We start from the raw sequence: 23,382 nt of genomic DNA, 5'->3' as shown, positions 1-23,382 counted from the left end.
GTACAAGCTAGCGCCGGACACGGGGCGTGCCTAGGTCGTCGCGGATTCAATCACCTGTCGAGATGCTGTCGGTCGTTGCGCCGATCGGGCCATCTGGTTGACTTGCGGCCCTATGAACCGAGTGCTGCGAACCGCCCTGCCCAGCCTGCTGGCCCTCGGCGCCCTGGCCGCGTGCACCGCCGAGCCCGCCACGGTCGCGACCACCGCCCCGCCGACCACCACGGTGGTTCCCACCACCACGAAACCCGCTGGTCCGCCGCCCGAGCCGCAGCCCGCCACCGACGGCCAGTGCCCGTACCTGGAGTCGTCCTTCGTGGCCGAGGCGAACGGCCAGCGCGTGCCGAAGGTCAAGCTGTCCGCCGACCAGCCCGACCCGGCGTGCTTCTTCTACGCGAACGCCACCGACGTGCAGCTGACCGTGTGGGTGTTCCACGGCGACCCGGCGACGGCGAAGGCCGTGGTCGACCGGGCCGCGCCGGTGTCCGGGTCCAGCCCGGCGAGCGCGCCGGACGGCTGGCAGGGCGGCTCCGCGGTCCTGGCCGAGGGCGCGGTGTACGCGGTGGCGAAGGGCGGCGACGCGGTCGTCGTGACCAGCAACCAGAAGCAGACCATCAAGACCAAGCGGGTCGCCGAGACCGTCGTGGCGAACCTCGGTCTCTAGGACGCGCGAAGCGCCCGCTCACACCGGGTGAGCGGGCGCGGTGACCGGGGCCGGGTTCAGCTCCGGTCGGAGACGCGGCCGTTGCGCGTGGCGTGCGCCTCGGAGTCCGCCGGGGTCGCGGCGGGCGGCGTCGACCTCGACGGGGTCGGCTCGACGGTCTCCTCCTCTTCGAGGTGGACCTCCTGCGGCCGGCGGGTCAGCGCCACGTACCCGGCGACCGCACCGGCCGCCAGGACCGCCAGCACCCACGGCCACTTGCGCCGCGACGGGCGCTGGGCCGCCGCCATCTCCTTGCGCGCCTGCTTGGCGGCCTTGCGCACGTCCTTGGCGCGCACCTTGGCCTCCTTGCGGGCCCGCTCCGCGGCCTTGACCAGGTCCTTGCGGACGCCCTTGGCCTTCTTCGCGAGCTGCTTGCGGGTCTTGCGGGTCGACTTCTCGACCTCTTCCGCCTTCTCCACCAGCAGTCCCGCCCGGTCCGCGACGACACCGCGCACGCGGTCGGCCGTCACGCCCCGCTCGGCGAGCTTCTCCTCGGCCCGTTCGGCCCAGGTCGACGCGGCGTCCGCGCCGACGTGACCGGCGCGGACCGCGCCGCGGCGGACCGCGCGGATGCCCGTGCCGACGGCCTTGCCAACCGACTCCCCGGCCCGGGTCATGGCAGCTACCTCATCCATTTCTGCTCCACAAGTCGTCGGCCAGTCACGTTTTGGCAATACCCATCCTGCCCCTTCCCCAACCGCACCGCCCGGCGGATGGCACGATGGTGTGCGTGGCAGACAGCAACGACTCGCTCGTCGGGACCAAGGTGACGGCGACCCTGCACACCACGCAGGGCGACATCCGCATCAACCTCTTCCCCGACCACGCTCCCAAGACGGTGGCGAACTTCGTCGGACTGGCGGAGGGGACCAAGGACTACAGCGAGGCCAACGCCCGCGGCGAGAACAGCGGCCCGTTCTACGACGGGGCGATCTTCCACCGCGTCATCGCGGGCTTCATGCTGCAGGGCGGCGACCCGACCGGCACCGGCCGCGGCGGCCCGGGCTACAAGTTCGCCGACGAGTTCCACCCGGAACTGCAGTTCAACAAGCCGTACCTGCTGGCCATGGCGAACGCCGGCCCGAACAGCAACGGCTCGCAGTTCTTCATCACGGTGGCGCCGACGACGTGGCTGAACTTCAAGCACACGATCTTCGGCGAGGTCGCCGACCAGGAGTCGATCAACGTGGTGAACGCGATCGGCAACACCCCCACCGGCGCCGGCGACCGCCCGGTCACCGACGTGGTGATCAACAAGGTCACGATCGAGCGCTCCTGACCGCGGGCGCATGAGCACCCCAGTCGCGCCGGGTGACCCGGTCGGCGCTGTCGCCTGCGTGCGGCACCCCGGCCGGGTCACCGGGTTGCGCTGCACCCGCTGCGACCGGCCCGCCTGCCCGGAGTGCCTGCGCGAGGCGTCGGTCGGCTACCAGTGCGTCGACTGCGTGAACGAGGGCAAGCGGACGGTCCGCCGTGCCCGGAACTTCCTCGGCGCCGAGGACGGCGGGCGGCCCGTGGTCACCGCGGTCCTGATCGGCCTGAACGTGCTGGTCTTCGTGCTGCTCGCGGTCCAGGCGGGCAACCCGCTCGGCGTGGACCGGACACCCCTGTTCGGCGACCTCGGGCTGTGGCCGTGGGCGGTGGTGGACGGCGAGTGGTGGCGGTTCGCGACGAACGCGTTCACCCACGTCGGCTTCCTGCACCTGGCGCTGAACATGCTGTGGCTGGCCATCCTCGGGTGGCTGCTGGAGCCTGCGTTCGGGACGGCCCGGTTCGTCGCGGTGTCGGTGCTGTCGATCCTGGGCTGCGGCGCGGCGGTGTTCCTGTTCGGCAACCCGGGCTCGATCGGCGCGGGCGCGTCCGGCCTGGTGTACGGGCTGATGGGCGCGGTGCTGGTGGCGATGCGGCCGATGGGCTTCAACCCCGGTGTCGTGCTGCCCGTGTTCGTCCTCAACGTGGTGTCCAGTTTCACCCTTCCGGGTGTTTCGCTGATCGGGCACGCCGGCGGGTTCGCGGCCGGCGCGTTGGTGACCCTCGGGTTCGTCTACGCGCCGCGCGAGAAGCGCGAGTGGTACCAGGCCGCGGTCGTGGCTGCCGGTGTGGTGCTGTTCGTGGTGCTGGTGGCGGTGCGGGCGGGTCAGCTGACCTAGGGGCGCAGGGCGTGCAGGACGTCCGCGACGTCGCGGGGGTCGGCGCCCAGGTCGGTCGGGGTGAGCACGTAGAGCTGCTCGTCCTCGCCGCGGCGCCAGTCCAGTTCGAGGGTGGCCACCTCGCGGCCCAGGCGACGGGTGTGGGCGAGCTTGACGTGCACCTCGTGCCACGGCAGGTGGCGCGGGCCGGTGAGGGTGCGGACGGTGAGGCCCGTGTCGTCGGCGGTGAGGCGGGGGCGGACGAGCGTGCCGTAGGCCGCCATGGCGACCACCAGGGCCGTTCCGGTGCCCATGAGGACTCGGGTCGCGGCGTCGGGGCCCAGGACGGTGAGCAGCAGGGCGACCGCCGCGAGGAGCCAGGCGAGGACGAGGGCGGCGGGTCTGGGGGACCAGGAACGGGGTGGCGTCACGCTGTCGAGTGTTCCGCATGTGGACAACTGAGGGGCTCTACCGGCGCTTGTGCAAATTGGCGCAAAGTTGTCCACAGGAGTTGTCCCCATTGGGGATGACTTACATCTCTGTGCTTCGGTGACCCGCTGGTGAACGGGGTGAACGATCGGCTAACGCGCGACGGCCCGGACGTGTCGCGCGTCCGGGCCGTCCGCCACGTGGCGTAGCGAGGTGGTCAGCGCCACCGCATCGTCATGAGGAGACCGATGATCATCAGGGCGAACCCGATGCCGAAGTTCCAGCTCCCGAGGTCCATCATCACCGGGACCTTGTCACCCGCGATGTAGTTGACCACCAGCCACGCCAGACCGAGCAGCATCATGCCGAGCATCACGGCGATGTAGACCGGGTGCGACGGTCCCGCCGCCTTGACCTTCACCGGGGTGCGGCGATCGGCCGGCGCCGTGTAGACGGCCTTCTTGCGGACCTTGGACTTGGGCATTCTGTCCTCGCCTGACGGGTGGATGAGCCTCCAGTGGCGCGAGTTTACGTCCACTGCTGGATGAACACGTTAACGTAACCGAGCAGGTCCCTGAAGCACCGCGTAGTTCTGGAACGTTCGGCCCGGGAGGTTTTTCGGTGAGCTACGACCCGCCCCCGCCGCGAGGCGGCCCGTCGGGCCCGCCGCCCCGCCCCCGGCCGCACCCCCAGGCCCCGCCGCCGGGACCCGAGGAGGTCACCCGGGTCGCGCCGTCCTGGGACGACCCCGCGCCGCGCTCCCGGCCCGCTCCCGAACGGGGCTCGCGCCACTACGACGACGATCACGACGACGCCTCCGCGCCGGGACCGCGCGGCTACGGCGACCCGGAGGCGCGCTCGGGCCACCTGGACCCGGAGTCCCGGTCCGGGCACGTCGTGCCGGAGACGGGCGGTCGACGGCGGCGGCGGGACGACGACGTGGTCGCGCCCGAGCGGTCCGGTGGCCGACGGCGGCGGCGCGACGAGGACGACGAGCCGGCTGCGGGCGGGTACGGCGAGCCGTCCGGGTATGACGAGCGGCCCGGCTACGGCGAGCAGCCCGGGCACGTCGAGCCGGGCGGGCGAAGGCGCGCACCCGAGGAGCCCCCTGGACCCCCTCCGGGCGGCTACCCACCGCCGGGCGGCCGGCGGCGCGCACCCGAACCACTGCCGCCGCGCATCCCACCCGGCACGCCCCCGGGTGGTCTGCCGAGGACCCCGCCTGGTCCGGGCACGCCTCCCGGAGGGTTCGCACGCACCCCACCGGGCACGCCTCCGGGTGGTCTGCCCAGGACCCCTCCGGGCACGCCACCAGGCGGTCTGCCCAGGACTCCGCCTGGTCCGGGCACGCCCCCCGGCGGGTTCGCGCGCACACCTCCGGGCACGCCTCCCGGCGGCATGCCGCGGACGCCTCCGGGTCCCGGCACGCCCCCCGGCGGGATGCCCGTCACCGGTCCGGGGACGCCGCCCGGCGGTGCGCTGGGTCGCCGCCTCGACGGCGAGCCCGAACCGCAGACCCCCGGCCGCAGGCCGCACCCCGGGCCGCCGCCCGCCGACGCCACCCGCTACACCAGCGCGTTCTCCGGCAGCCTGCCCCCGTCCGGCACCCCGGCCCGGCGACCGCGCCCTCGCCCCGTCGACCCGCCGACCGAGATCATCAAGCCGGTCGACGACGACTACGACGACGAGTACGACGACTACGACGACTACGAGGACGACGTGCCGCCGCCCCGCACCGACAGCGCCGCCCGCAGGACCGTGCGCACGGTGGGCGAGCTGCTCATCACGTTCGGCCTGGTGATCCTGCTCTTCGTGGTCTACGAGGTCTACATCACCGACCTCATCTCCGCGGGCAAGCAGGACGACGCCACGCACGCCCTGGACGACAAGTGGGGCGCGAACACCGTCCAGGCCGACCCGCAGCGGCAGGCGCAGTACGACCTGGTCGAGGGCGAGGCCTTCGCCAAGATGTACATCCCCGCGTTCGGCCCGGACTTCAAGTTCTCCATCGTCGAGGGCACCAGCGACAAGCACCTGGAGATCGGTCCCGGCCACTACGTGAACACCGCGCTGCCCGGCGCGCCCGGCAACTTCGCGGTCGCCGGCCACCGGGTCGGCAAGGGCGCGCCGTTCAACGACCTCGACCTGCTCGGGGCGTGCGACGCGATCATCGTCGAGACGCGCACGGAGTGGTTCGTCTACCGGATGCTGCCCAAGGCGAGCGAGGTCGCCGGGTGGGCGCAGAGCGACAAGGCCAAGAACCCCAAGTGCGGCAAGGTGTCGCCGCTGGGCGCGCCGTACGACAAGACGGTGGGCCAGGAGATCGTGCTGCCGACGCAGGGCGAGGTCATCGACGCGGTGCCGCACTTCGAGGGCGAGGTGCCGCAGGCGCAGCAGGTGGCCCTGCTCACGCTGACCACCTGCCACCCGCGCTTCTCCGACCGGCAGCGGCTCATCGTGCACGCCGTGCTCACGCAGGGCTACCCGAAGGCCGAGGGGTTCGTGCCCGAAGAGTTCAAGGAGCAGTGATGTACGGCTGGATCTGGCGCCACCTCCCCGGCCCGCTGCCGGTGCGCGTCCTGGAGGCGATCGTGCTGGCGGCCGGGGTGGTGGCGCTGCTGCTGTTCGTCGTGTTCCCGTGGGTCGAGCCGAAGCTGCCGTTCAACAACGTGACGACGCCCCAGTAGGGGTCATTCGCCGCGGCAGATGGCGGTCATCTCGGCGCGGTCCACGACCTTCACGCGGGCGCGGTCCTGGGGCCGGCCCAGCGCGATCTCGTGGGCGTCGAGCTTGAGCCAGCCCTCGTTGGTGGTGAACGGCACGGCCCGCTGCTCCAGGAACCGGACCACGGCCTCCGGGTCGGTGAACGGCGGCTCGGGCAGCAGCGGCGCGTCGGCGAGCAGGCTGGTCACGGTCTCCAGCGCGTCGCCCTTGGTGTGGCCGATGAGCCCGATCGGGCCGCGCTTGATCCAGCCGGTGACGTACACGCCGGGGATGGCCTGGTCGTCGAGGTCGAGCACGCGGCCCGCCTCGTGCGGCACGGTGCCCGACGCGTGGTCGAACGGCAGGTCCGGCAGCTGCGTGGACAGGTAGCCGACGGCCCGGTACACCGCCTGCACGGGCCAGTCGGTGTGCTCGCCGGTGCCGCGCACGTTCCCGTCGCCGGTCAGCTCCATGCGCTCGGTGCGCAGGCCGACCACGCGGCCGTCCGCGCCGAGCACCTCGACGGGCGCTTCGAGGAAGTGCAGGTGCAGGCGCCGGGGCCGGTCGCCGGCGTCGCGGATGGCCCACTCCTGGAGGGTCTTGACGACCATCTCGACCTGCTTGTTCGACCGGATCGCGGCCATGCTGGCGGCGTCGAAGTCGATGCCCTCCGGGTGCACGATGACCTCGACGTTCGGCGAGTGGTCGAGTTCGCGCAGCTCCAGCGGGGTGAACTTGGCCTGGGCGGGGCCGCGGCGACCGAAGACGTGCACGTCGGTGACCGGGCTGGCCTTGAGGCCCTCGTAGACGTTGTCCGGGATCTCGGTGCTCAGCAGCTCGTCGGCGGTCTTGGCGAGGATGCGGGCGACGTCGAGGGCCACGTTGCCGACGCCGAGCACGGCGACCTGGGAGGCGTGCAGCGGCCAGGTGCGGGGCACGTCGGGGTGGCCGTCGTACCAGGAGACGAAGTCGGCCGCGCCGTACGAGCCGTCGAGGTCGATGCCGGGCACGTCCAGCGGCCGGTCCTTCTCGGCTCCGGTGGAGAACACCACGGCGTCGTAGAACTGGCGCAGGTCGTCGAGCTTGAGGTCGATGCCGTACTCGACGCCGCCGAAGAACCGGACCTCGGGCCGGTCCAGCACGCGCTGGAGGGCGGTGACGATGCCCTTGATGCGCGGGTGGTCCGGGGCGACGCCGTACCGGATCAGGCCGTACGGGGCGGGCATCCGCTCGAACAGGTCGATGCGGACGTCGGCCCCCGACTTGATCAGGTTGTCGGCGGCGTAGATGCCCGCGGGGCCGGCGCCGACGACGGCGACGCGCAGAGTACGTGTCATACCTCAAGGTTAGGTTAGCCTAAGATCAGTTCTGGCGAGAGGTTGGTCACGGCTACGCTGGTGGGCATGCGCGTGCTCGTGGTCGACAACTACGACAGCTTCGTCTACAACCTCGTCCAGTACCTCGCCCAGCTCGGCGTCGAGTGCGTCGTCCGGCGCAACGACGCCGTCGAGCTCGACGAGGTCGGGCAGGTCGGTGGCGTGCTGGTCAGCCCAGGTCCGAGCACCCCGGAGAAGGCCGGCCGGAGCATGGACGTCATCCGCCGCTGCGCCGACACGGGCATCCCGGTGTTCGGCGTGTGCCTCGGCCACCAGGCCATCGGCGCCGTGTGGGGCGGCACCGTCGACCTCGCGCCGGAGCTGCTGCACGGCAAGACCAGCGTGGTGCACCACACGGGCGCGGGCGTCCTGGCGGGCGTGCCGAACCCGTTCACCGCGACCCGCTACCACTCCCTGACCGTGCTGCCGGACACCATCCCGGCCGAGTTCGAGGTCACCGGCCGCACCGAGTCCGGCGTGGTGATGGCCATGCGGCACCGCGAGCTGCCGGTCGAGGGCGTCCAGTTCCACCCCGAGTCGGTGCTCACCGACGGCGGCCACCGGATGCTCGCCAACTGGCTCAGGGTGTGCGGGTTCGAGGTGCCCGAGGCGACCGTCGAGCGCCTGGAGAACGGCATGCGCCAGCTCGCCGCCGCCGCTCGGCAGCGCTGAATCGAACAGGCGTTCGAGTTGTCCACCCCTGTGGGCAACCCTGTGGACAAACGACAAGGCCCCCGGCTGCGCGCCGGGGGCCTTATTCGTGAGCGAGCTACCTGGTGGTCGTCGCGCCGATCTTGAACTCGGCCAGGACCACGTTCACGCGACCGTTCTTGGCGATCGCCGTGTTCGGCTTGACCTCCTGGTCGATGATCTTCTTGTCCTGGGTGGGGTCGCTCGTCGGCGACTTGGACGAGATGTTGAGGTCACCGGTCCAGCCGAGCTGGCTGAGCTTGGTGCGCGCCTGGTTCTCGGTCATGCCGGTGAGGTCGGGCATCAGGATCTGGTTGCCCTTCGACACGCTCAGCGTGATCAGCGAACCCTTCTCCACGCGGCCGGGGCCGGGGTTCTGGGCCACCACCTCGCCCTGGTCCTCGGGGCTGTCCACTTCCTTGGACTGCACCTTGAACCCGTTGCCCTCCAGCGTCGCCTTGGCGTTGGCGAAGGACTGGCCGGTCACGTCCGGCAGCTGCACGGTGTCCGGGCCCTTGCCCAGGGTCACCGTGATCGTGCTGCCCTTGGGGGCCTTCGTGCCCGGCGCCGGGTTCTGCTGGGCGACCTTGTCGATCAGCTTCGGGTCCTCGACCTCGATGGTCGCGGAGTCCTGCTTGAAGCCCCACCCCGCCTCTTGCAGCTTCTTCTGCGCGTCGGCGGCGCTGAGCCCGCGCACGTCCGGGACGTCCACCGCTTCCGCCGCCGCGCCGACCAGGATCGTCACGTTGGCGAACTTGTCCAGCTTGGTGCCGGCCTTCGGGTCGGTGTCGACGACCTTGCCGATGTCGTCGCTCGTGCACGCCGGCTCCGAGCCGGGCTGGCACGGCACCAGCTTGACCGTGGGGTTGAACCCGAGCCGGCTCAGCTCGGCGCTGGCCGCCGACTGCGTCTGGCCCTTGAGCGTCGGCACCTCGATCTTCGTCGTGCCGCTGCCCTTGTCGTTGTCCAGCAGCGTCGTGGTGATCCAGGCGGCGAGGGCGAGCACGGCGATGCACAGCAGGACGACCAGCGTGATCATGATCGTCTTCTTGCGCCGGGCGCGCCGCTCCGCCTCCTCGTCCGCGATCGGGTCGTAGTCGGCGGGCTCCTCGCGCAGCGCGGACGGCCGGTGCCGGCCACCGGCCGCGACCTCGGTGCGCGGCGACTGGTTGAGCACCGCGGTCCGGTCCTCGGGCGTCATCACCGCGGGCGCGGACGGGCGCTGCCCGGACAGCACGCGCACCAGGTCAGCGCGCATCTCGGCGGCCGACTGGTACCGGTTCGCCGGGCCCTTCGCCATCGCCTTGAGCACGATCGCGTCCAGCGCCGGCGTCACCTTCGGGTTCAGCGCCGACGGCGGCTTCGGGTCCTCCCGCACGTGCTGGTAGGCCACGGCCACCGGCGAGTCACCGGTGAACGGCGGCTCACCGGTCAGCAGCTCGAACAGCACGCAGCCCGACGCGTACACGTCCGACCGGGCGTCCACCGCCTCGCCGCGCGCCTGCTCCGGCGACAGGTACTGGGCGGTGCCGATGACGGCCGCCGTCTGGGTCACCGCCGCCTGGCCGTCGTGCACGGCGCGGGCGATGCCGAAGTCCATCACCTTCACCGCGCCGGATCTGGTGATCATCACGTTGGCGGGCTTCACGTCCCGGTGCACGATCCCGTGCCGGTGGCTGAAGTCCAGCGCGGCCGACACGTCCGCCATGATCTCCATCGCGCGCTTGCCCGACATGGGGCCCTGCGTCTTGACGATGTCGCGCAGCGTCCGGCCGTCCACGTACTCCATCACGATGTACGGCAGCGGGCCGTACTCGGTGTTGGTCTCACCGGTGTCGTAGACCGCGACGATGGCGGGGTGGTTCAGCGCGGCGGAGTTCTGCGCCTCCCGGCGGAACCGCTCCTGGAACTGGGCGTCACGGGCGAGGTCGGCGCGCAGCACCTTGATCGCCACGTCCCGGCCGAGCCGGACGTCGCGGCCCTTGTGCACCTCCGACATGCCGCCGTATCCGAGGGTCTCACCCAGCTCGTAGCGGTTGGAGAGCAGTCGCGGAGTGCTCATCAGTGCTTCGTCCCGCTCCTCGTCAACGGTCCTGCCATCGCTTCCGTCCGCCTTCGTACCGTTCCGCCGTCACGTCGGTACACACGTCACCGTCACCCGTGAGCCGATCGCAACCTCACCGGTCGGGCTCACGTCCGACACCCGGCACCGCTTCGCGTCCCGCGGCACGCCGCCCTGGTCGGCGTGCACCTCGGGGGCGAGGCCGCGGTCGTCCAGCTTCCTCGCCACCTCGTCGGCCGGGTCGCCGACGAAGTCGGACTCGGTGATCGTGACCGTCGTGGTGCCGGGGATCTGATCGGTCGAGTCCTGGGTCGAGGTGCGGGCACTCGTGGCGCCCACCTGGTTCGTCCCGCTGGACCGGTTCGTGCCCGTGCCGGCGGGCACGTCGTCGTCACCCAGCGCGCGCAGGACGACCACGCCGAGCACCAGCAGCACGGCCACCAGCACAGCGACCATAACCCACAGCAGGGCCCGGTTGCGCCCCGGTGGTCGCGGGGGCAGCGGCAACGGACCGAAAGCGTCCGTGCGCGGACCGTTGACCGGCGGCACGGGCTGGAGGCCGGGTCGCGACCCGGGGTGGGTCACCACCGGGATGCCCGGGTGCGTCACCTGCGCGCCGGTGAACGCGGGCGGCGGCGGCGCGACCGCCATCGCCAGGCCCGTCGGCACCGGCAGCGGCTGGCCGTTGCGCACGGCGCTGACCGCCGCCGCGAACTCGCCGCCGTTGCGGTAGCGCTGCCGCGGGTCCTTCACCAGGGTCGCCTCGATCAGCGCCCGCGGGCCCGGCGGCACGTCCGGCGGCAGCGGCGGCGCCACGTCCCGGATGTGCATCATGGCGACCGTCACCGCGTTCTCCGACAGGAACGGCCGGTGCCCGGTCAGGCACTCGTACCCGCACACGCCCAGCGCGTACACGTCGCTGGCCGGTTCGGCGGCGTGGCCCAGGGCCTGCTCCGGCGCGATGTAGTGCGCGGTGCCCATCACCATGCCGGTGTGCGTCACCGGCGCCGCGTCGGCGGCCTTGGCGATGCCGAAGTCGGTGATCTTCACCTTGCCGGTCGGGGTGACCAGGATGTTGCCCGGCTTCACGTCCCGGTGCACCAGGCCCCGCTCGTGCGCGGCCTGCAACGCGTTGCCGGCCTGCTCCAGCAGGTCCAGCGTGCGGTCCGCGCCGAGCCTGCCGCGGGCGATGATCGCGGCCAGCGGCTCGCCCTCCACCAGCTCCATCACCAGGTAGGCGGTGTCCTCCGGCCCGTCCGGGATCGACGCGGTCTCGCCGTAGTCGTGCACCGCGGCGATGCCCGGGTGGTTCAGCGACGCCGTGGTGCGCGCCTCGATGCGGAACCGGTTGAGGAACTCCGAGTCGCCGGACAGCTCGGCCTTGAGCACCTTCACGGCGACCTTGCGGTCCAGCCGGGTGTCCGCCGCCTCCCACACCTCGCCCATGCCGCCGACCGCGATCCGCCGGGTCAGGCGGTACCGCTCGGCGAGCAACTGGCCCGAGGTCAGCATCAGCGGCTCCCGAGGTACGCGCCGATGACCGCCCGGCCGATCGGCGCGGCCACCCGGCCGCCGGTGGCGGACAGGCCCTGCTGACCGCCGTTCTCCACGATCACGGCGATCGCGATCTCCGGCTTCTCGGCCGGCGCGAACGCCACGTACCAGGCGTGCGGGTTGGTCGAGCCGACGTCCTCGCCGTGCTCGGCGGTGCCGGTCTTCGACGCGATGGTCACCCCGGACAGCTTGCCGGTGCCGCCGGTGTTCTTCTCCGACTCGACCATCATGTCGCGCAGCAGCGCCGCCTTGTCGGCGTCCATCGCGTCGTCCAGCTCGTCGGGCTTGGTCTCGCTGATGGCCTGCAGGTCGGGCGCGAGGATCTTCGACACGAAGTACGGCTTCATGCGGGTGCCGCCGTTGGCGATGGTGGCGGCCATCATCGCGTTCTGCAGCGGCGTGACCCGCACGTCCCGCTGGCCGATGCCGCTCTGGTACACCGACGGCTTGTCCGCCATCGGACCCATCGTGGAGGTGGCCACCGACAGCGGGACGGTCAGGTCGGAGTCGTCGAACCCGAACTTGCGGGCCTGCTTGCGCAGCTTCTCCGGGCCGAGCTGGTCGGCGAGCACGGCGAACGCGGTGTTGCACGACTTGGCCAACGCCTCCTGGAGGGTGGCGGTGACGCCGTTGCCGCACGTCGTGTCGTTGAAGTTCGGCAGCGTCTGCTCGGTGCCCGGCAGGGTGATCACCGGGCGGCCGTCGACCTGGGTGTCCTTGTTCGCGCCCTCTTCGAGCGCGGCGGCGGCCACGATCAGCTTGAACGTCGACCCGGGCGGGTAGATCTCGGCCACCGACCGGTTGCGGGTGGGCTGCGGCCCGTCCGGCGCGGTGTACTCCAGCCACGCCTTCTCCTGCTCGTCCGGGTCGTGGCTGGCCAGCAGGTTCGGGTCGTAGGACGGCGTGGACACCATGGCGAGGATCTCGCCGGTCTGCGGGCGGATCGCCACCACCGAGCCGGTCACGCCCTGCAGCTTCTCGTACGCGATCTGCTGGAGGGCGGCGTCGATGGTGAGCTGGAGGCTGCCGCCCTTCGGGTCGCGGCCGGTGATCAGGTCCGACACCCGGCGCGCGAACAGCCGGTCGTCCGAGCCGTTGAGCAGGTCGTCCTCGACGCGCTCCAGGCCGTAGGTGCCGTAGGTCGTGGAGAAGAACCCGGTGACCGGGGCGAACGCCGGGCCGTTGGCGTAGCGGCGCAGGAACCGCAGGCGGTCCGTGGTCTTCTCCACGGTCGCGATCGGCGTGCCGTCCGCGGCGATGATCTGCCCGCGCTCCCGCGAGTACTGGTCCAGCAGCACCCGCCGGTTCAGCGGGTTCTTCCGGTAGTCGTCGGCCTTGATCACCTGGACGTACGTGGCGTTGCCCAGGAGCAGCAACATCATCACCATCATGGCGAGGCCGACGCGGCGGAGCGGTGTGTTCATTTGGGACGCTCCACCATGACAGTGAACTGGTCGGCGATCGCGGGCTGCTGCGGACGCGGTTTCGGGGTCGTCTTCGGCGCGCGCGCCGCGTCGGAGATCCGCAGCAGCAGCGCCACCAGCATGTAGTTGGCCAGCAGCGACGAGCCGCCGTAGGACAGGAACGGCGCGGTGATGCCGGTCATCGGGATCAGCTTGGTGACCCCGCCGACGACGATGAAGATCTGGAACGCGATCGCGAACGACAGGCCGCCGCCCAGCAGCTTGCCGAACGTGTCGCGCACGGCCAGCGAGTTCCGCATGCCGCGCAGCGCCAGCACCGTGTACAGCACCAGCACCGCGGACAGGCCGACGAAGCCCAGCTCCTCGCCGATCACGGCGGTGATGAAGTCGGTGTTGGACTCGGGGATCTCGTCCGGCCGCCCGCCGCCCAGGCCCGCGCCGAAGATGTTGCCGGTGCCCAGGCCGAACAGCGACTGCAGGATCTGGTAGCCCTTGCCCGACGGGTCGGCGAACGGGTCCAGCCAGTTCTGCACGCGGATCTGCACGTGGCCGAACAGCCGCCACGCCACCACCGCGCCCACGCAGAACATGCCCACGCCGAGCACCACCCACGCCGCGCGTTCGGTCGCCACGTACAGCAGCACGAGCACGATGCCGAAGAACAGCAGCGACGACCCGAGGTCCTTCTGCAAAACCATGATGCTCACGCCGACCGCCCACGCGGCGACCAGCGGACCGAGGTCCCGGGCGCGCGGCAGGTCCAGCCCCAGCACCTTGCGGCCCGCCGCGGTGAACAGCTCGCGCTTGGACACCAGGAACGCGGCGAAGAACACCATCAGCAGGATCTTCGCGAACTCACCCGGCTGGATGGAGAACGCGCCGAAGCTCAACCAGATCTTCGCGCCGTTGATCTCCGGCGCGATGAACCCGGGCAGCACACCCGGCAGCACCAGCGCCACCAGGCCGAGGAAGCCGAACGTGTAGCCGTAGCGGGCCAGCGTCCGGTGGTCGGACAGCACCGCCAGCACGATGCAGAACAGCACCAGCGCGATCGCCGTCCACAGCACCTGCTTGGGCGCCGCCGGCGACCAGATGCCGCCGCCGGGCAGCTTGTCGCCCTCCTTGGCCAGGTCGATCCGGTGGATCATGACCAGGCCCAGGCCGTTGAGCAGCGCCACGCACGGCAGGATCACCGGGTCCGCGTACGGCGCCCACTTACGCACCGCGAGGTGCGCCACCGTGAGCACGCCCAGGTAGGCCAGGCCCAGCCACACGATCCGCATGGTGAGTTCCTGCTCCTGGTTCGCCTCCACCAGGATCAGCGCGATCGTCACCAGACCCGCCGCGAACGCCAGCAGGAAGAGTTCGCTGCTGCGCCGCGTGGGCGGCTTCAGACCCGGCGAGGTGCTGCTCGCCGCCGAGAGCGGCGTGCCCTCCGCGCCGGGGACCGGCGAACCCATGCGTCTACTGACCCTTCCGGCAGTCCGTGCCCGGCTTCTGCGCGGGCGTGGGCAGCGGCGTGCCCTCCTGAGTGGTGGACGTCGGCGGTGCCGTGGTGGTTGCGGACGGGTCCAGACCCGGCGGCGGAGTGGTCGTCGTCGTGGCCGTGGTGGTCGGCTGCTCCTTCGAGCACAGCGGCAGCATCTGCTCGGTGCGCAGCCGGCGGATCGCCTCCCGCGCGCCCTCCAGGCCGTCGACGTCGGTGATGCCGTTGCGCACCACGTCCCGCGTGGCCACCTTCAGGTCGTCCACGGTGATCGGTTCGCACGCCTGCGCGCCCGGCGCGCACGAGCCCTCCACCAGGCTGTGCAGGTCGAAGCCGAAGATGCTGCCCGTGACACCCCGGAAGATCGACACCTGCCCGTCCGGCGCAGCGCCCACGTAGTACTGGCGCAGCACGTACCAGCGGGTGCCCAGACCGGCCGCGACCAGCAGCAGGAGCACGAACAGCACCAGCAGCAGCGCCTTCACCCGGCCCGCGCGCGAACGCCCCTGCGGCGGCGGCTGCGGCGGCTCGACCCGCTGCGGGATCGGACGGGGCCCCGTTATCGAACTCGCCCGCGAGGCGGGCGAGTCGGGGGGTGGTGGGTCCTCGGAGCCGTCTCCGGCCGCGCCGCCCACTATCGGGGCGTCCTCCCCGAAGTCGATGTCGACGACGTCGGCGACCACGACCGTCACGTTGTCCGGCCCGCCGCCCTTGAGCGCCAGCTCGATCATCCGGTCCGCGCACGCCTGCGGGTCCGGGATGCGGATCGCCTCTTCCAAGGTCTCCATGCTGACCACGCCGGACAGGCCGTCCGAGCACAGCAGGTAGCGGTCACCCGGCCGGGCTTCCCGCACCATCAGCCGCGGCTCCACCTCGTGCCCGGTCAGGGCGCGCAGCAGCAGCGACCGCTGCGGGTGGGTCGCGGCCTCCTCCTCGGTGATCCGGCCCTCGTCGATCAGCGACTGGACGAACGTGTCGTCGTGCGTGATCTGCGTGAAGGTGCCGTTGCGCATCATGTAGGCGCGCGAGTCGCCGATGTGCACCATGCCCAGCCGGTTGCCCGCGAACAGGACGGCGGTGAGCGTCGTGCCCATGCCGTCCAGGTCCGGGTCGGACTGGACGAGCTCGGAGATCGCGCCGTTGCCCGCGATGACCGCGTCGCGGAGCTGGCCCAGCAGGTCGTCGCCCGGCTCGTCGTCGTCGAGCGGGGCCAGGGCGGCGATGACCACCTTGCTGGCGACCTCGCCCGCGGCGTGGCCACCCATGCCGTCGGCGAGCGCGAGCAGGCGGGGGCCCGCGTACACGGAGTCCTGGTTGTTGGAGCGGACCAGGCCCCGGTCGCTGCGGGCCGCGTATCGAAGGACGAGGGTCATGTGCGCAGCTCGATCACCGTTTTGCCGATACGGATCGGGGTGCCGAGCGGGACCCGGAGTGGGGCCGTGACCTTCGCCCGGTCGAGGTAGGTGCCGTTCGTGGAGCCCAGGTCCTCCACGTACCAGTCGGTGCCGCGCAGCGACAGGCGCGCGTGCCGGGTGGACGCGAAGTCGTCGTCCAGCACGAGCGTCGAGTCGTCGGCGCGGCCGATCAGGATCGGCCTGCCGTCCAGGGAGATGCGGGTGCCCGCCAGCGCGCCGTGCGTCACGACGAGCTGCCGCGGGGCCTTGCCGCCCTTACCGGCCTTGCCGGCTCCTCTCCGCAGACCGGGCGTCGGAACGCGCAGTCCCGACGCCGCGTACAGGTCGGAGCGGACCACTCTCAGCGCAGCCAACACGAACAACCAGAGCAGGACGAGGAAACCCGCTCTGGTCAGCTGCATCACCAGCTCTGGCACCGGTTGTAACCGCTCCTGACTCGATCGCCGTCACCCGCCCGCTTCGACCCCTAGCCCTGGGTGCGGAAGACCAGCGACGAGTGGCCGATGCGGACGACGTCGCCTTCCGCGAGTTGCCAAGTCTGCACTGGAGTGCCGTTCACCGTGGTGCCGTTTGTCGAACCGAGATCAGCGAGCATGGCACTGTGCCCGTCCCAGGTGATCTCCAGGTGCCTCCTGGAGACGCCGGTGTCGGGCAGGCGGAAGTCCGCCTCCTGGCCGCGGCCGACCACGTTGCCGCCCTGCTTGAGGTTGTAGGTGCGGTTCGAACCGTCGTCCAGGTGCAGCGTCGCGTTCAGCTGGCGCGGGCCGGACTGCACGGCGGGCGGGGCGTAGCCCTGGGACGGGTCCGGGTAGCCGCCGGGCGCCTGGCCGTAGCCGGGCTGCTGGCCGTAGCCCTGGTCGTAACCCGGCTGGCCGTAACCGGGCTGCTGGCCGTAGCCCTGGTCGTAGCCGGGCTGGCCGTAACCCTGGTCATAGCCCTGCTGGCCGTAACCCTGGTCGTAACCCTGCTGGCCGTAACCCTGGTCGTAGCCCTGCTGGCCGTAGCCGGGCTGCTGGCCGTAGCCCTGGTCGTACCCCTGCTGCTGGCCGTAGCCCTGGTCGTAACCCTGTTGCTGCTGGCCGTAGCCCTGGTCGTAGCCCTGCTGGCCGTAGCCGCCCTGCGCGTAGGGGTCGTAGCCGGGCTGGCCCTGTTGTCCGTAGCCGGGAGGCTGGCTCATGGATCCGTCTCCTGTGCGAGGTGGTGCTGACCGTCGGCTGGCAACTTTCACGTCGGGGTCGACGGACGAGCTGGTTCGGAACTGTCCGGTGTGCAGCGCGTCGGAGCGCTCCAAGGAGACTACGACGTCACCATAGGTATCCCATCCGCTCTCATCGAGGTACTCCCGGATGGAGTCCCCCAGTGCACGGGTGATGCGTAGTTCATCCTGGCCGTCACCGGCAAGCCGGTCGTGGTCCTCTGGGCCGAGCAGGACCATGTAGTGGTTCGGGGCGAGGAGCCGTCCGCCGGCGAGTTCGCGGATGTTGACCTCCGCCTCGCGCTGGAGCGCGGGGATCACTTCCTCCTGGACGACGTTCCCACCGAACACGCGCGCGAAGGTGTTGCCCACGATGCCTTCGAGACGGCGCTCGAAGCGCTCCACGAGGCCCACGGCAACCCTCCGACTCGGTCGACTTCTGCACACCGATCGTATCCGGGGTGACGTGCCGGTACACGGGGCAATTGGTAACCCGGACGGTGGCCGTGCTAGTGTTCCTCTCGTCGCTCCGGGCGAGTGGCGGAATGGCAGACGCGCACGGTTCAGGTCCGTGTGTCCGAAAGGACGTGGGGGTTCAACTCCCCCCTCGCCCACAGCAAACGGGAATCCCCCGCTTCCGAGGTTCGGAGGCGGGGGATTTTCGTTGTGCCGGGGGTTGGTCGGCCGGTGGTTCGGCCGGTGATCTGCGTCACCCGGACGGCCGCGTCCGTTGGCCTTGCGGTAGCCCGCCGTAGTGATCTTCGTCGCACCGCGGGCGGGGTCTCGAGCGGGCGTGCGGGAGCCCGAAGCGGACACCTCCCGCACCCCCACTCCGCCCCTTCTCCCGTCGCTCCCGGCTCTCTGCCGTCCGTCGGTCGATTTCGGTCGGTGAGCGGTCGGTCGAGCGGTGGGGCGCGCGGTGAGCGCCGTCACCACCGTGGCCGGCGCGTGCGTGACCCGTGCACGCTGAGCACGTTTTTCGCCTGTTCCAGCCGGTCGACGTCACCCGGACGGCAGCATCGCCGGGCCGAACTCCCGGTCCGGGGTTTCGACCGGTTACCGACCGCTCGGCGCCGTCGATCGCAGGGGCCCGTCGAGCCGGGGAACGGCGGGGTGCCCGGGTGGTAGGCCTTATGCAGAGCACGAGTCGAAACGCGGCGGTTCCTCCCGCCGTGGTTGCCGAGGAGGCCCTGGCGTGAGCAGCACCCCAGCACGGATCGCGGACACCGGCGACGCACGGGCGCTGTCGGCCACGGCGATCCCGGTTCCCGAACTGCCCGGTGACGCGGCGGACCTCGCCGCTGCGGCGGCGGTGCGCCTCGGCTGGCACGGTGTGGTGCTGCCGGAGATGGTCCTGATGGGCCGCAAGGTGATCGTCGTCGCCGAACTGCTGGCCGACGCGCACGCCGAACGGGTGTGCCTGGGAGCCGGTCCCGAGACCGACCGCACGACGGTGTCCACGTGGGTGTGGCCGGAGATGGACGGACGAGTGCCGCCCGCCGCGGTCCGCATCATCGGTGTCCTGGCGGTGGCCCGCCACTGGCGGACCGCGCTCGCGTCCGCGGTGCCCTTCGCCCGGTTCGGCAACGCGGCGGCGGTCCTGCCGGCGTCGGTCGCCCTGACCCACGACTACCTGGCGAACTGCCTGCCGCGGGTGCGCCGCTACGGCGTGTCGGTGTTGCTGGCGGACGACGAGTCGGCGCTGTCGATGGACGTCGCCGGCCGCAACGAGACGGTGCCCGTCGAGGACACCGCCACCACCCGGTGGGTGAACGAGCTGGTGTACGAGCAGGTGCTCGCCGCGGTGCCGGACCCGGTGGCCTGATCTAGTTTTGCGGTCATGCGTGTGGTGATCGCAGGCGGGCACGGCAAGATCGCGCTGCTGACGGCGGAGCTGTTGACGCGTCGCGGCGACGAGGTGGTGGCCCTGGTCCGCAACCCGGACCACTTCGAGGACGTCAGGAAGGCCGGAGCCAGCCCGGCACTGTGTGATCTGGAGGCGGCAGACGTCGCCACAGTCGCCGAACACCTGAAGAACGCGGACGCCGCCCTCTTCGCGGCCGGTGCTGGCCCAGGCAGCGGCGTCGAACGCAAAGACACGGTGGACCGCGCGGCCTCGGCGCTCTTTGCTTCCGCCGCGCAACAAGCAGGCGTCAGCCGCTTCATCCAGATCAGCACAACCGGCATCGGCCGAACAACCGGCGACAAGGTCTTCGACGCATACCTGAAGGCAAAGGCCGAAGCCGAAGAAGACCTGAAATCCCGCCCACTCGAGTGGACAATCCTCCGCCCCGGCCGCCTGACCGACGAACCACCCACGGGTCACGTGGACCTGTCGGAATCACCGAGGCGCGGCCACATCCCGAGGGCAGACGTAGCCGCCGTAGTAGTGGCCCTCCTGGACCACCCCACCACGGCCCACCGCACATACGAACTCACTTCGGGCCCGACCCCCATCGCGGAAGCCCTGTAAGCTGTTCCGAGCGGCACGCGAACAACCACCCCATCGGGTGACATACACGAATCGCAACATTCCGCGATCTCACGCGATACCGTGATTAGGAACGGCGGACGGGGACGGGCAAGGCACCCACCACCCAACAACCGCGCCCCACCCCGACCCGGCCCCAACCACCAGCCGCGCCGTTGACCGCCCGCTGACCCCTGCCTGCGCGCTGGCTGCGCCACTCCATCCGCCGCTCCACCGATCCTGCGGTCGCCGGGACTCGCCGCGGCTTAGCCCGCCCGCGCATCGACTCGCCGCCGGGACCCACTCCGCCAGCGCATCGACCCCGCCGCCGACTCGGGTCCCGACGGCTCGCACCCGCTGGCCCACAGTCGGACCCGCCGGCTCACAGTCGGACCCGCCGGCTCACGGCCCGCTGGCGCAGCGACCGGCCGGGCACCGCCCGTGTGGTTGCGTCAGGGGCGCGACGCCCCGGCGGGACGGTTTGGGCGGGTGGGGGGTTAGCCGAGGACGCGGTCGAGGTAGGGGTTGGTGAATTTGTGGGTGGGGTCGACTTCTGTGCGGATGCGTTGGAAGTCCGGGAAGTGCGGGTAGCGCGGAGTCAGGTCGGCCGCTGTCAGGGTGTGCATTTTGCCCCAGTGGGGGCGGCCGTCTGCCGCGCCCGCTATCCGTTCGAAAGCGTCGAAGTACTGGCGGTACGGCATGCCGAGGTATTGGTGGACGGCGATGTAGGCCGTGTCGCGGCCGTTTGCCGTGGAGAGCCAGATGTCGTCGGACTGGGCCACCCTCACCTCCACCGGCACGATGATGCCGTGGTCGAGTTTGTCCACGGCCTTTCGCAACTCGCCCAGGACCTCGTGCAGGGCGGTGCGGGGGATGGCGTATTCCGACTCCACGAAACGGACCCGGCGGGGCGTGACGAAGACTCGGTGTGAAACGTCCTGGTAGACGCGTTCCGAGATCAGGTTGCCGCACACCCGGTTGAGCGCGCGGGTCGTCCGGGGCAGTGCGCGGGCCACGCGGCACACCAGGCCGAACGCGCCGTTCTCCATGACCTCGTACTCGTAGAAGTGCCGCAGCTTCGACAAGGGCGCGGCGGGCTCGTCGGTCCGGTTGTTGCGCTTGAGGATCACGTTGTCGCTGTGCGGGAACCAGTGGAACTCGACGTGGTCTTCCACCGCCGTCAGGTGGTCGAACTCCTCCAGCACCCGGTCGAGGCGGTCGGGGGTTTCCCGGGCGTGCAGGACGAACGCCGGTACGCAGCGGAGGGTGACCGTGCTGATCACGCCCAGTGCGCCCAGGCCCACGCGGGCCGCGGCGAACAGGTCTGCGCGTTCCGAGGTGGAGCAGCGGACGGTTTCGCCGGTTGCCAGGACCAACTCCATGCCCGCGACCTGCGTGGACAGGCCGCCCAGCTTGGCGCCGGTGCCGTGCGTCCCGGTGGAGATGGCGCCGGCGATGGTCTGCGCGTCGATGTCGCCGAGGTTCGGCAGCGCCAGGCCCAGGTGGTCCAGCAGGACGTTCAGCTGCCGGAGCGTCGTGCCCGCCCGCACGGTGACGAGCGTGCCGGACACCTCGGTGATACCCGTGTACCGGTCGAGGTCCAGCGCTACGGCGGGTGCGGCGGCGATGTCGGTGAACGAGTGCCCGCTGCCGCGCGGCCGGATCGCGCGCGCCTGCGCCACCGCCTCGGCGAGTTCGTCGGCCGTGGCCGGGTGCTCGACGCGGTGCGGGGTCGCGGTCGCCGTGCGCGCCCAGTTCGTCCACGGGGTACCCAACGCCCACCTCCGGTGTGACCTGTTCCACGCACCGTAGGTGAAAAGCTTTCACCTTTCAAGTACGGTGAGCGCATGCAGCCCCGCAGCCGCCTCGACACCGCGACCAAAGCGCTCGACGCGCCCTTCGCGATCGTCGACCTGGACGCGTTCGACCACAACGCGACGGACCTGGTCCGCCGGGCCGGCGGCAAGCCGGTGCGGGTGGCGAGCAAGTCCGTGCGGGTCCGCTGGTTGCTGGAACGAGTCCTCGCCCGCCCGGGATACGCCGGCGTGATGTGCTACTCGCTCGCCGAGGCGCTGTGGCTGTCCGAGCACGACCTCTCCGAGGACCTCCTCGTCGCCTACCCGACCGTCGACCACGGCGCCCTGCGCGCGCTGGCCGCCGACGAGAAGGCGCGCGAACGGGTGACGATCATGGTCGACTCGCCCGCCCACCTCGACCTGGTCGACGCCGCCCTGGGCACGGGCCACCCGCCCATCCGCGTCTGCCTGGAGCTCGACGTCTCCTGGCGGCCCCTCCCCGGTCTGCACGTCGGCCCCCGGCGCTCACCCGTGCACTCCGCGCGCGACGCCGCCGACCTGGCCGCGAAGATCACCCGCAGGCCCGGGTTTTCCCTCGTCGGAGTGATGGCCTACGAAGGTCAGATCGCTGGATTGGGTGACTCCCCGCTCGGTCGACCCCTGCGCGCCGCCGCCGTCCGGTGGATGCAGGGGAAGTCCGCCAAGGAACTGGTCGAGCGGCGGGTCGAGGCCGTGGCGGCCATCAGGCGGGTCGCGGACCTCGAGTTCGTCAACGGCGGCGGCACCGGCAGCCTGGAGATCACCGGCGCCGACCCGTCGGTGACCGAGCTGGCCGCCGGGTCCGGGCTGATCGGCCCCACCCTGTTCGACGCCTACCGCGCGTTCCGCCCCCGGCCCGCCGCGCTGTTCGCGCTGCCGGTCGTGCGACGCCCCGGCCGCGGTGTCGCGACCGTGTTCGCCGGCGGTTACCTGGCGTCCGGCACCGCCACGCCCGACCGCCTGCCCTCTCCGCACCTGCCGGTCGGCCTCAAGCTCACCCCGCTGGAAGGCGCGGGCGAGGTGCAGACGCCGGTCGTCGGCCGGGCCGCGAACGCGCTGGCGCTGGGTGACCGGGTGTGGTTCCGGCACGCCAAGGCCGGCGAGCTGGCCGAGCGGTTCACCCACTACCACGTCGTGCAGGGCGACACCGTCGTGCACACCGCGCCCACCTACCGCGGCGAGGGCAAGTCCTTCGGCTGAAGCTGAGGCCTCAGTCGGGGAGCCTTGTCGACAAATACCCCCGCACGAGCGCCTTCGCCTCGTCGAGGATCGCCTGGTCACCGGCCGGGTCGGTGCGGAACGCCAGGTTCAGCACGCCGTCCGCCGCCTGCACGGCGATCGAGATCGGTAGCTGCAGCTCCTCCAGCGGGATGTCGAACTTGGTCGAGATCATCGCGGCGATGCGGTCGGAGATGACCGTGTTGTTGTCCCGCCGGTCGTCCAGCAGCCGCATGTCGACCACGTCGCCGAAGTGCAGTTTGCTGAACGCGGGAACCTCGCGGTGCATCGACACGTAGACGTCGAAGATGGTGTCCACGGCGTCCCACCAGTGGTCGAGCGTCTGGGAGGTGAACCGGCCGTCCACCGTGCTGATGAACTTCTCCAGGTTGCGCAGGGTCAGCGCCTGCACGACGGCCCGCTTGTCGGGGAAGAACTGGTAGAGCGACCCGACCGCGACCCCGGCGCGCTCGGCGATGAGCGTCGTTGTCACCCCGTCGTAGCCGACCTCCTCGATGAGCGAGGCACAGGCCTCGAGCATCCGCTCGACGCGCTTGGCACTGCGCTGTTGCACCGGCTGGCGGCGCAACGGGGTCGTACTCGTCACGGCGACTCCTGCTCCGTCGGGTTGCGGGTCTCCATAGTGCCCGGTCCGGGACGCCAGTACTTCCCGTTGGCGGTCAACACGCCTACGAT

The 23,382-nt window shown here is 71.2% G+C and carries 22 protein-coding genes and 1 tRNA gene; 10 read left to right on the top strand and 13 right to left on the bottom strand.

Annotated features, from left to right (window positions below):
- The first annotated feature begins 112 nt into the window (after positions 1-112).
- Positions 113-661, top strand: coding sequence for a DUF2020 domain-containing protein (locus DFJ66_RS23725; RefSeq protein ID WP_121223894.1), 549 nt, complete (start codon positions 113-115; stop codon positions 659-661).
- A 56-nt stretch (positions 662-717) separates the two neighbouring features.
- Here the strand turns inward: DFJ66_RS23725 and DFJ66_RS23720 are convergent, their stop codons facing one another.
- Positions 718-1,335, bottom strand: coding sequence for a hypothetical protein (locus DFJ66_RS23720; protein WP_147459344.1), 618 nt, complete (start codon positions 1,333-1,335; stop codon positions 718-720).
- Between the two features lie 95 nt (positions 1,336-1,430).
- Here DFJ66_RS23720 and DFJ66_RS23715 point away from each other — a divergent pair, with 95 nt between their 5' ends.
- A complete protein-coding gene (locus DFJ66_RS23715) occupies positions 1,431-1,979 on the top strand; it encodes a peptidylprolyl isomerase (protein WP_121231636.1) in 549 nt (182 codons plus the stop codon).
- Positions 1,980-1,989: 10 nt separating this feature from the next.
- Entirely contained in the window at positions 1,990-2,850 is an 861-nt protein-coding gene (locus DFJ66_RS23710) for a rhomboid family intramembrane serine protease (RefSeq protein WP_121223890.1), read from the top strand.
- Here the strand turns inward: DFJ66_RS23710 and DFJ66_RS23705 are convergent.
- Positions 2,847-3,260 (bottom strand): PH domain-containing protein, encoded by a 414-nt coding sequence (locus DFJ66_RS23705; protein WP_246029880.1) that lies wholly within the window; start codon positions 3,258-3,260, stop codon positions 2,847-2,849. The genes DFJ66_RS23710 and DFJ66_RS23705 overlap by 4 nt on opposite strands.
- 215 nt (positions 3,261-3,475) lie before the next feature.
- The gene (crgA, locus tag DFJ66_RS23700) at positions 3,476-3,742 is read right to left on the bottom strand and encodes a cell division protein CrgA (RefSeq protein WP_121223886.1); all 267 of its coding nucleotides are present in this window, start codon (positions 3,740-3,742) and stop codon (positions 3,476-3,478) included.
- A 137-nt stretch (positions 3,743-3,879) separates the two neighbouring features.
- On the opposite strand from crgA, the gene DFJ66_RS45095 reads away from it, so the two are divergent.
- Entirely contained in the window at positions 3,880-5,787 is a 1,908-nt protein-coding gene (locus DFJ66_RS45095) for a class E sortase (protein WP_281276632.1), read from the top strand.
- A complete protein-coding gene (locus DFJ66_RS42920; RefSeq protein WP_170199616.1) occupies positions 5,787-5,945 on the top strand; it encodes a hypothetical protein in 159 nt (52 codons plus the stop codon). Before DFJ66_RS45095 ends, DFJ66_RS42920 begins: the two co-directional genes overlap by 1 nt.
- Positions 5,946-5,948: 3 nt before the next feature.
- On the opposite strand, the gene DFJ66_RS23685 is transcribed toward DFJ66_RS42920, so the two are convergent.
- Positions 5,949-7,298: an FAD-dependent oxidoreductase gene (locus DFJ66_RS23685; protein WP_121223879.1), complete on the bottom strand. Its 1,350-nt coding sequence runs from the start codon at positions 7,296-7,298 to the stop codon at positions 5,949-5,951.
- 66 nt (positions 7,299-7,364) lie between these two features.
- Between DFJ66_RS23685 and DFJ66_RS23680 the strand changes: the two genes are divergently transcribed.
- Entirely contained in the window at positions 7,365-8,009 is a 645-nt protein-coding gene (locus DFJ66_RS23680) for an aminodeoxychorismate/anthranilate synthase component II (protein ID WP_121231634.1), read from the top strand.
- A gap of 97 nt (positions 8,010-8,106) precedes the next feature.
- Here the strand turns inward: DFJ66_RS23680 and pknB are convergent, their stop codons facing one another.
- The 7 genes from pknB to DFJ66_RS23645 all read right to left on the bottom strand — a co-directional run bounded on the left by pknB (position 8,107) and on the right by DFJ66_RS23645 (position 17,568).
- A complete protein-coding gene (pknB, locus tag DFJ66_RS23675; RefSeq protein ID WP_121223878.1) occupies positions 8,107-10,089 on the bottom strand; it encodes a Stk1 family PASTA domain-containing Ser/Thr kinase in 1,983 nt (660 codons plus the stop codon).
- A 69-nt stretch (positions 10,090-10,158) separates the two neighbouring features.
- A complete protein-coding gene (locus DFJ66_RS23670) occupies positions 10,159-11,601 on the bottom strand; it encodes a serine/threonine-protein kinase (RefSeq protein WP_121223876.1) in 1,443 nt (480 codons plus the stop codon).
- Positions 11,601-13,067: a peptidoglycan D,D-transpeptidase FtsI family protein gene (locus tag DFJ66_RS23665; RefSeq protein ID WP_121223874.1), complete on the bottom strand. Its 1,467-nt coding sequence runs from the start codon at positions 13,065-13,067 to the stop codon at positions 11,601-11,603. The genes DFJ66_RS23670 and DFJ66_RS23665 overlap by 1 nt, the downstream gene beginning before the upstream one ends.
- Entirely contained in the window at positions 13,064-14,527 is a 1,464-nt protein-coding gene (locus DFJ66_RS23660) for an FtsW/RodA/SpoVE family cell cycle protein (protein WP_121223872.1), read from the bottom strand. Before DFJ66_RS23660 ends, DFJ66_RS23665 begins: the two co-directional genes overlap by 4 nt.
- Before the next feature lie 4 nt (positions 14,528-14,531).
- Positions 14,532-15,926 (bottom strand): PP2C family protein-serine/threonine phosphatase, encoded by a 1,395-nt coding sequence (locus DFJ66_RS23655; protein ID WP_121223870.1) that lies wholly within the window; start codon positions 15,924-15,926, stop codon positions 14,532-14,534.
- Positions 15,923-16,384: an FHA domain-containing protein FhaB/FipA gene (locus DFJ66_RS23650; RefSeq protein ID WP_121223868.1), complete on the bottom strand. Its 462-nt coding sequence runs from the start codon at positions 16,382-16,384 to the stop codon at positions 15,923-15,925. The genes DFJ66_RS23655 and DFJ66_RS23650 overlap by 4 nt, the downstream gene beginning before the upstream one ends.
- Positions 16,385-16,434: 50 nt before the next feature.
- Positions 16,435-17,568, bottom strand: a complete 1,134-nt coding sequence (locus DFJ66_RS23645; protein ID WP_147459343.1) for an FHA domain-containing protein — start codon at positions 17,566-17,568, stop codon at positions 16,435-16,437.
- Positions 17,569-17,694: 126 nt separating this feature from the next.
- On the opposite strand from DFJ66_RS23645, the gene DFJ66_RS23640 reads away from it, so the two are divergent.
- From DFJ66_RS23640 to DFJ66_RS23630, 3 genes are all read left to right on the top strand, one after another.
- Positions 17,695-17,777, top strand: a tRNA-Leu gene (locus DFJ66_RS23640).
- Positions 17,778-18,358: 581 nt separating this feature from the next.
- The gene (locus tag DFJ66_RS23635; protein WP_121223865.1) at positions 18,359-18,988 is read left to right on the top strand and encodes a hypothetical protein; all 630 of its coding nucleotides are present in this window, start codon (positions 18,359-18,361) and stop codon (positions 18,986-18,988) included.
- Positions 18,989-19,003: 15 nt separating this feature from the next.
- Positions 19,004-19,636, top strand: a complete 633-nt coding sequence (locus DFJ66_RS23630) for an SDR family oxidoreductase (RefSeq protein WP_121223862.1) — start codon at positions 19,004-19,006, stop codon at positions 19,634-19,636.
- A 494-nt stretch (positions 19,637-20,130) separates the two neighbouring features.
- On the opposite strand, the gene DFJ66_RS23625 is transcribed toward DFJ66_RS23630, so the two are convergent.
- Positions 20,131-21,408 (bottom strand): D-arabinono-1,4-lactone oxidase, encoded by a 1,278-nt coding sequence (locus DFJ66_RS23625; protein WP_121223860.1) that lies wholly within the window; start codon positions 21,406-21,408, stop codon positions 20,131-20,133.
- Positions 21,409-21,480: 72 nt separating this feature from the next.
- On the opposite strand from DFJ66_RS23625, the gene DFJ66_RS23620 reads away from it, so the two are divergent.
- Positions 21,481-22,668 (top strand): amino acid deaminase/aldolase, encoded by a 1,188-nt coding sequence (locus DFJ66_RS23620; protein ID WP_121223858.1) that lies wholly within the window; start codon positions 21,481-21,483, stop codon positions 22,666-22,668.
- A gap of 10 nt (positions 22,669-22,678) precedes the next feature.
- Here the strand turns inward: DFJ66_RS23620 and DFJ66_RS23615 are convergent, their stop codons facing one another.
- Complete coding sequence (locus DFJ66_RS23615; RefSeq protein ID WP_121223856.1) at positions 22,679-23,293, bottom strand: TetR/AcrR family transcriptional regulator; 615 nt, start codon at positions 23,291-23,293, stop codon at positions 22,679-22,681.
- Between the last annotated feature and the right edge of the window lie 89 nt (positions 23,294-23,382).

The sequence above is a fragment of the Saccharothrix variisporea genome, assembly GCF_003634995.1.
GTDB classification, from domain to species: Bacteria; Actinomycetota; Actinomycetes; order Mycobacteriales; family Pseudonocardiaceae; genus Actinosynnema; species Actinosynnema variisporeum.
Note: the sequence above shows the minus strand (reverse complement) of the source record. Positions and strands in the feature narration are given on the sequence as shown.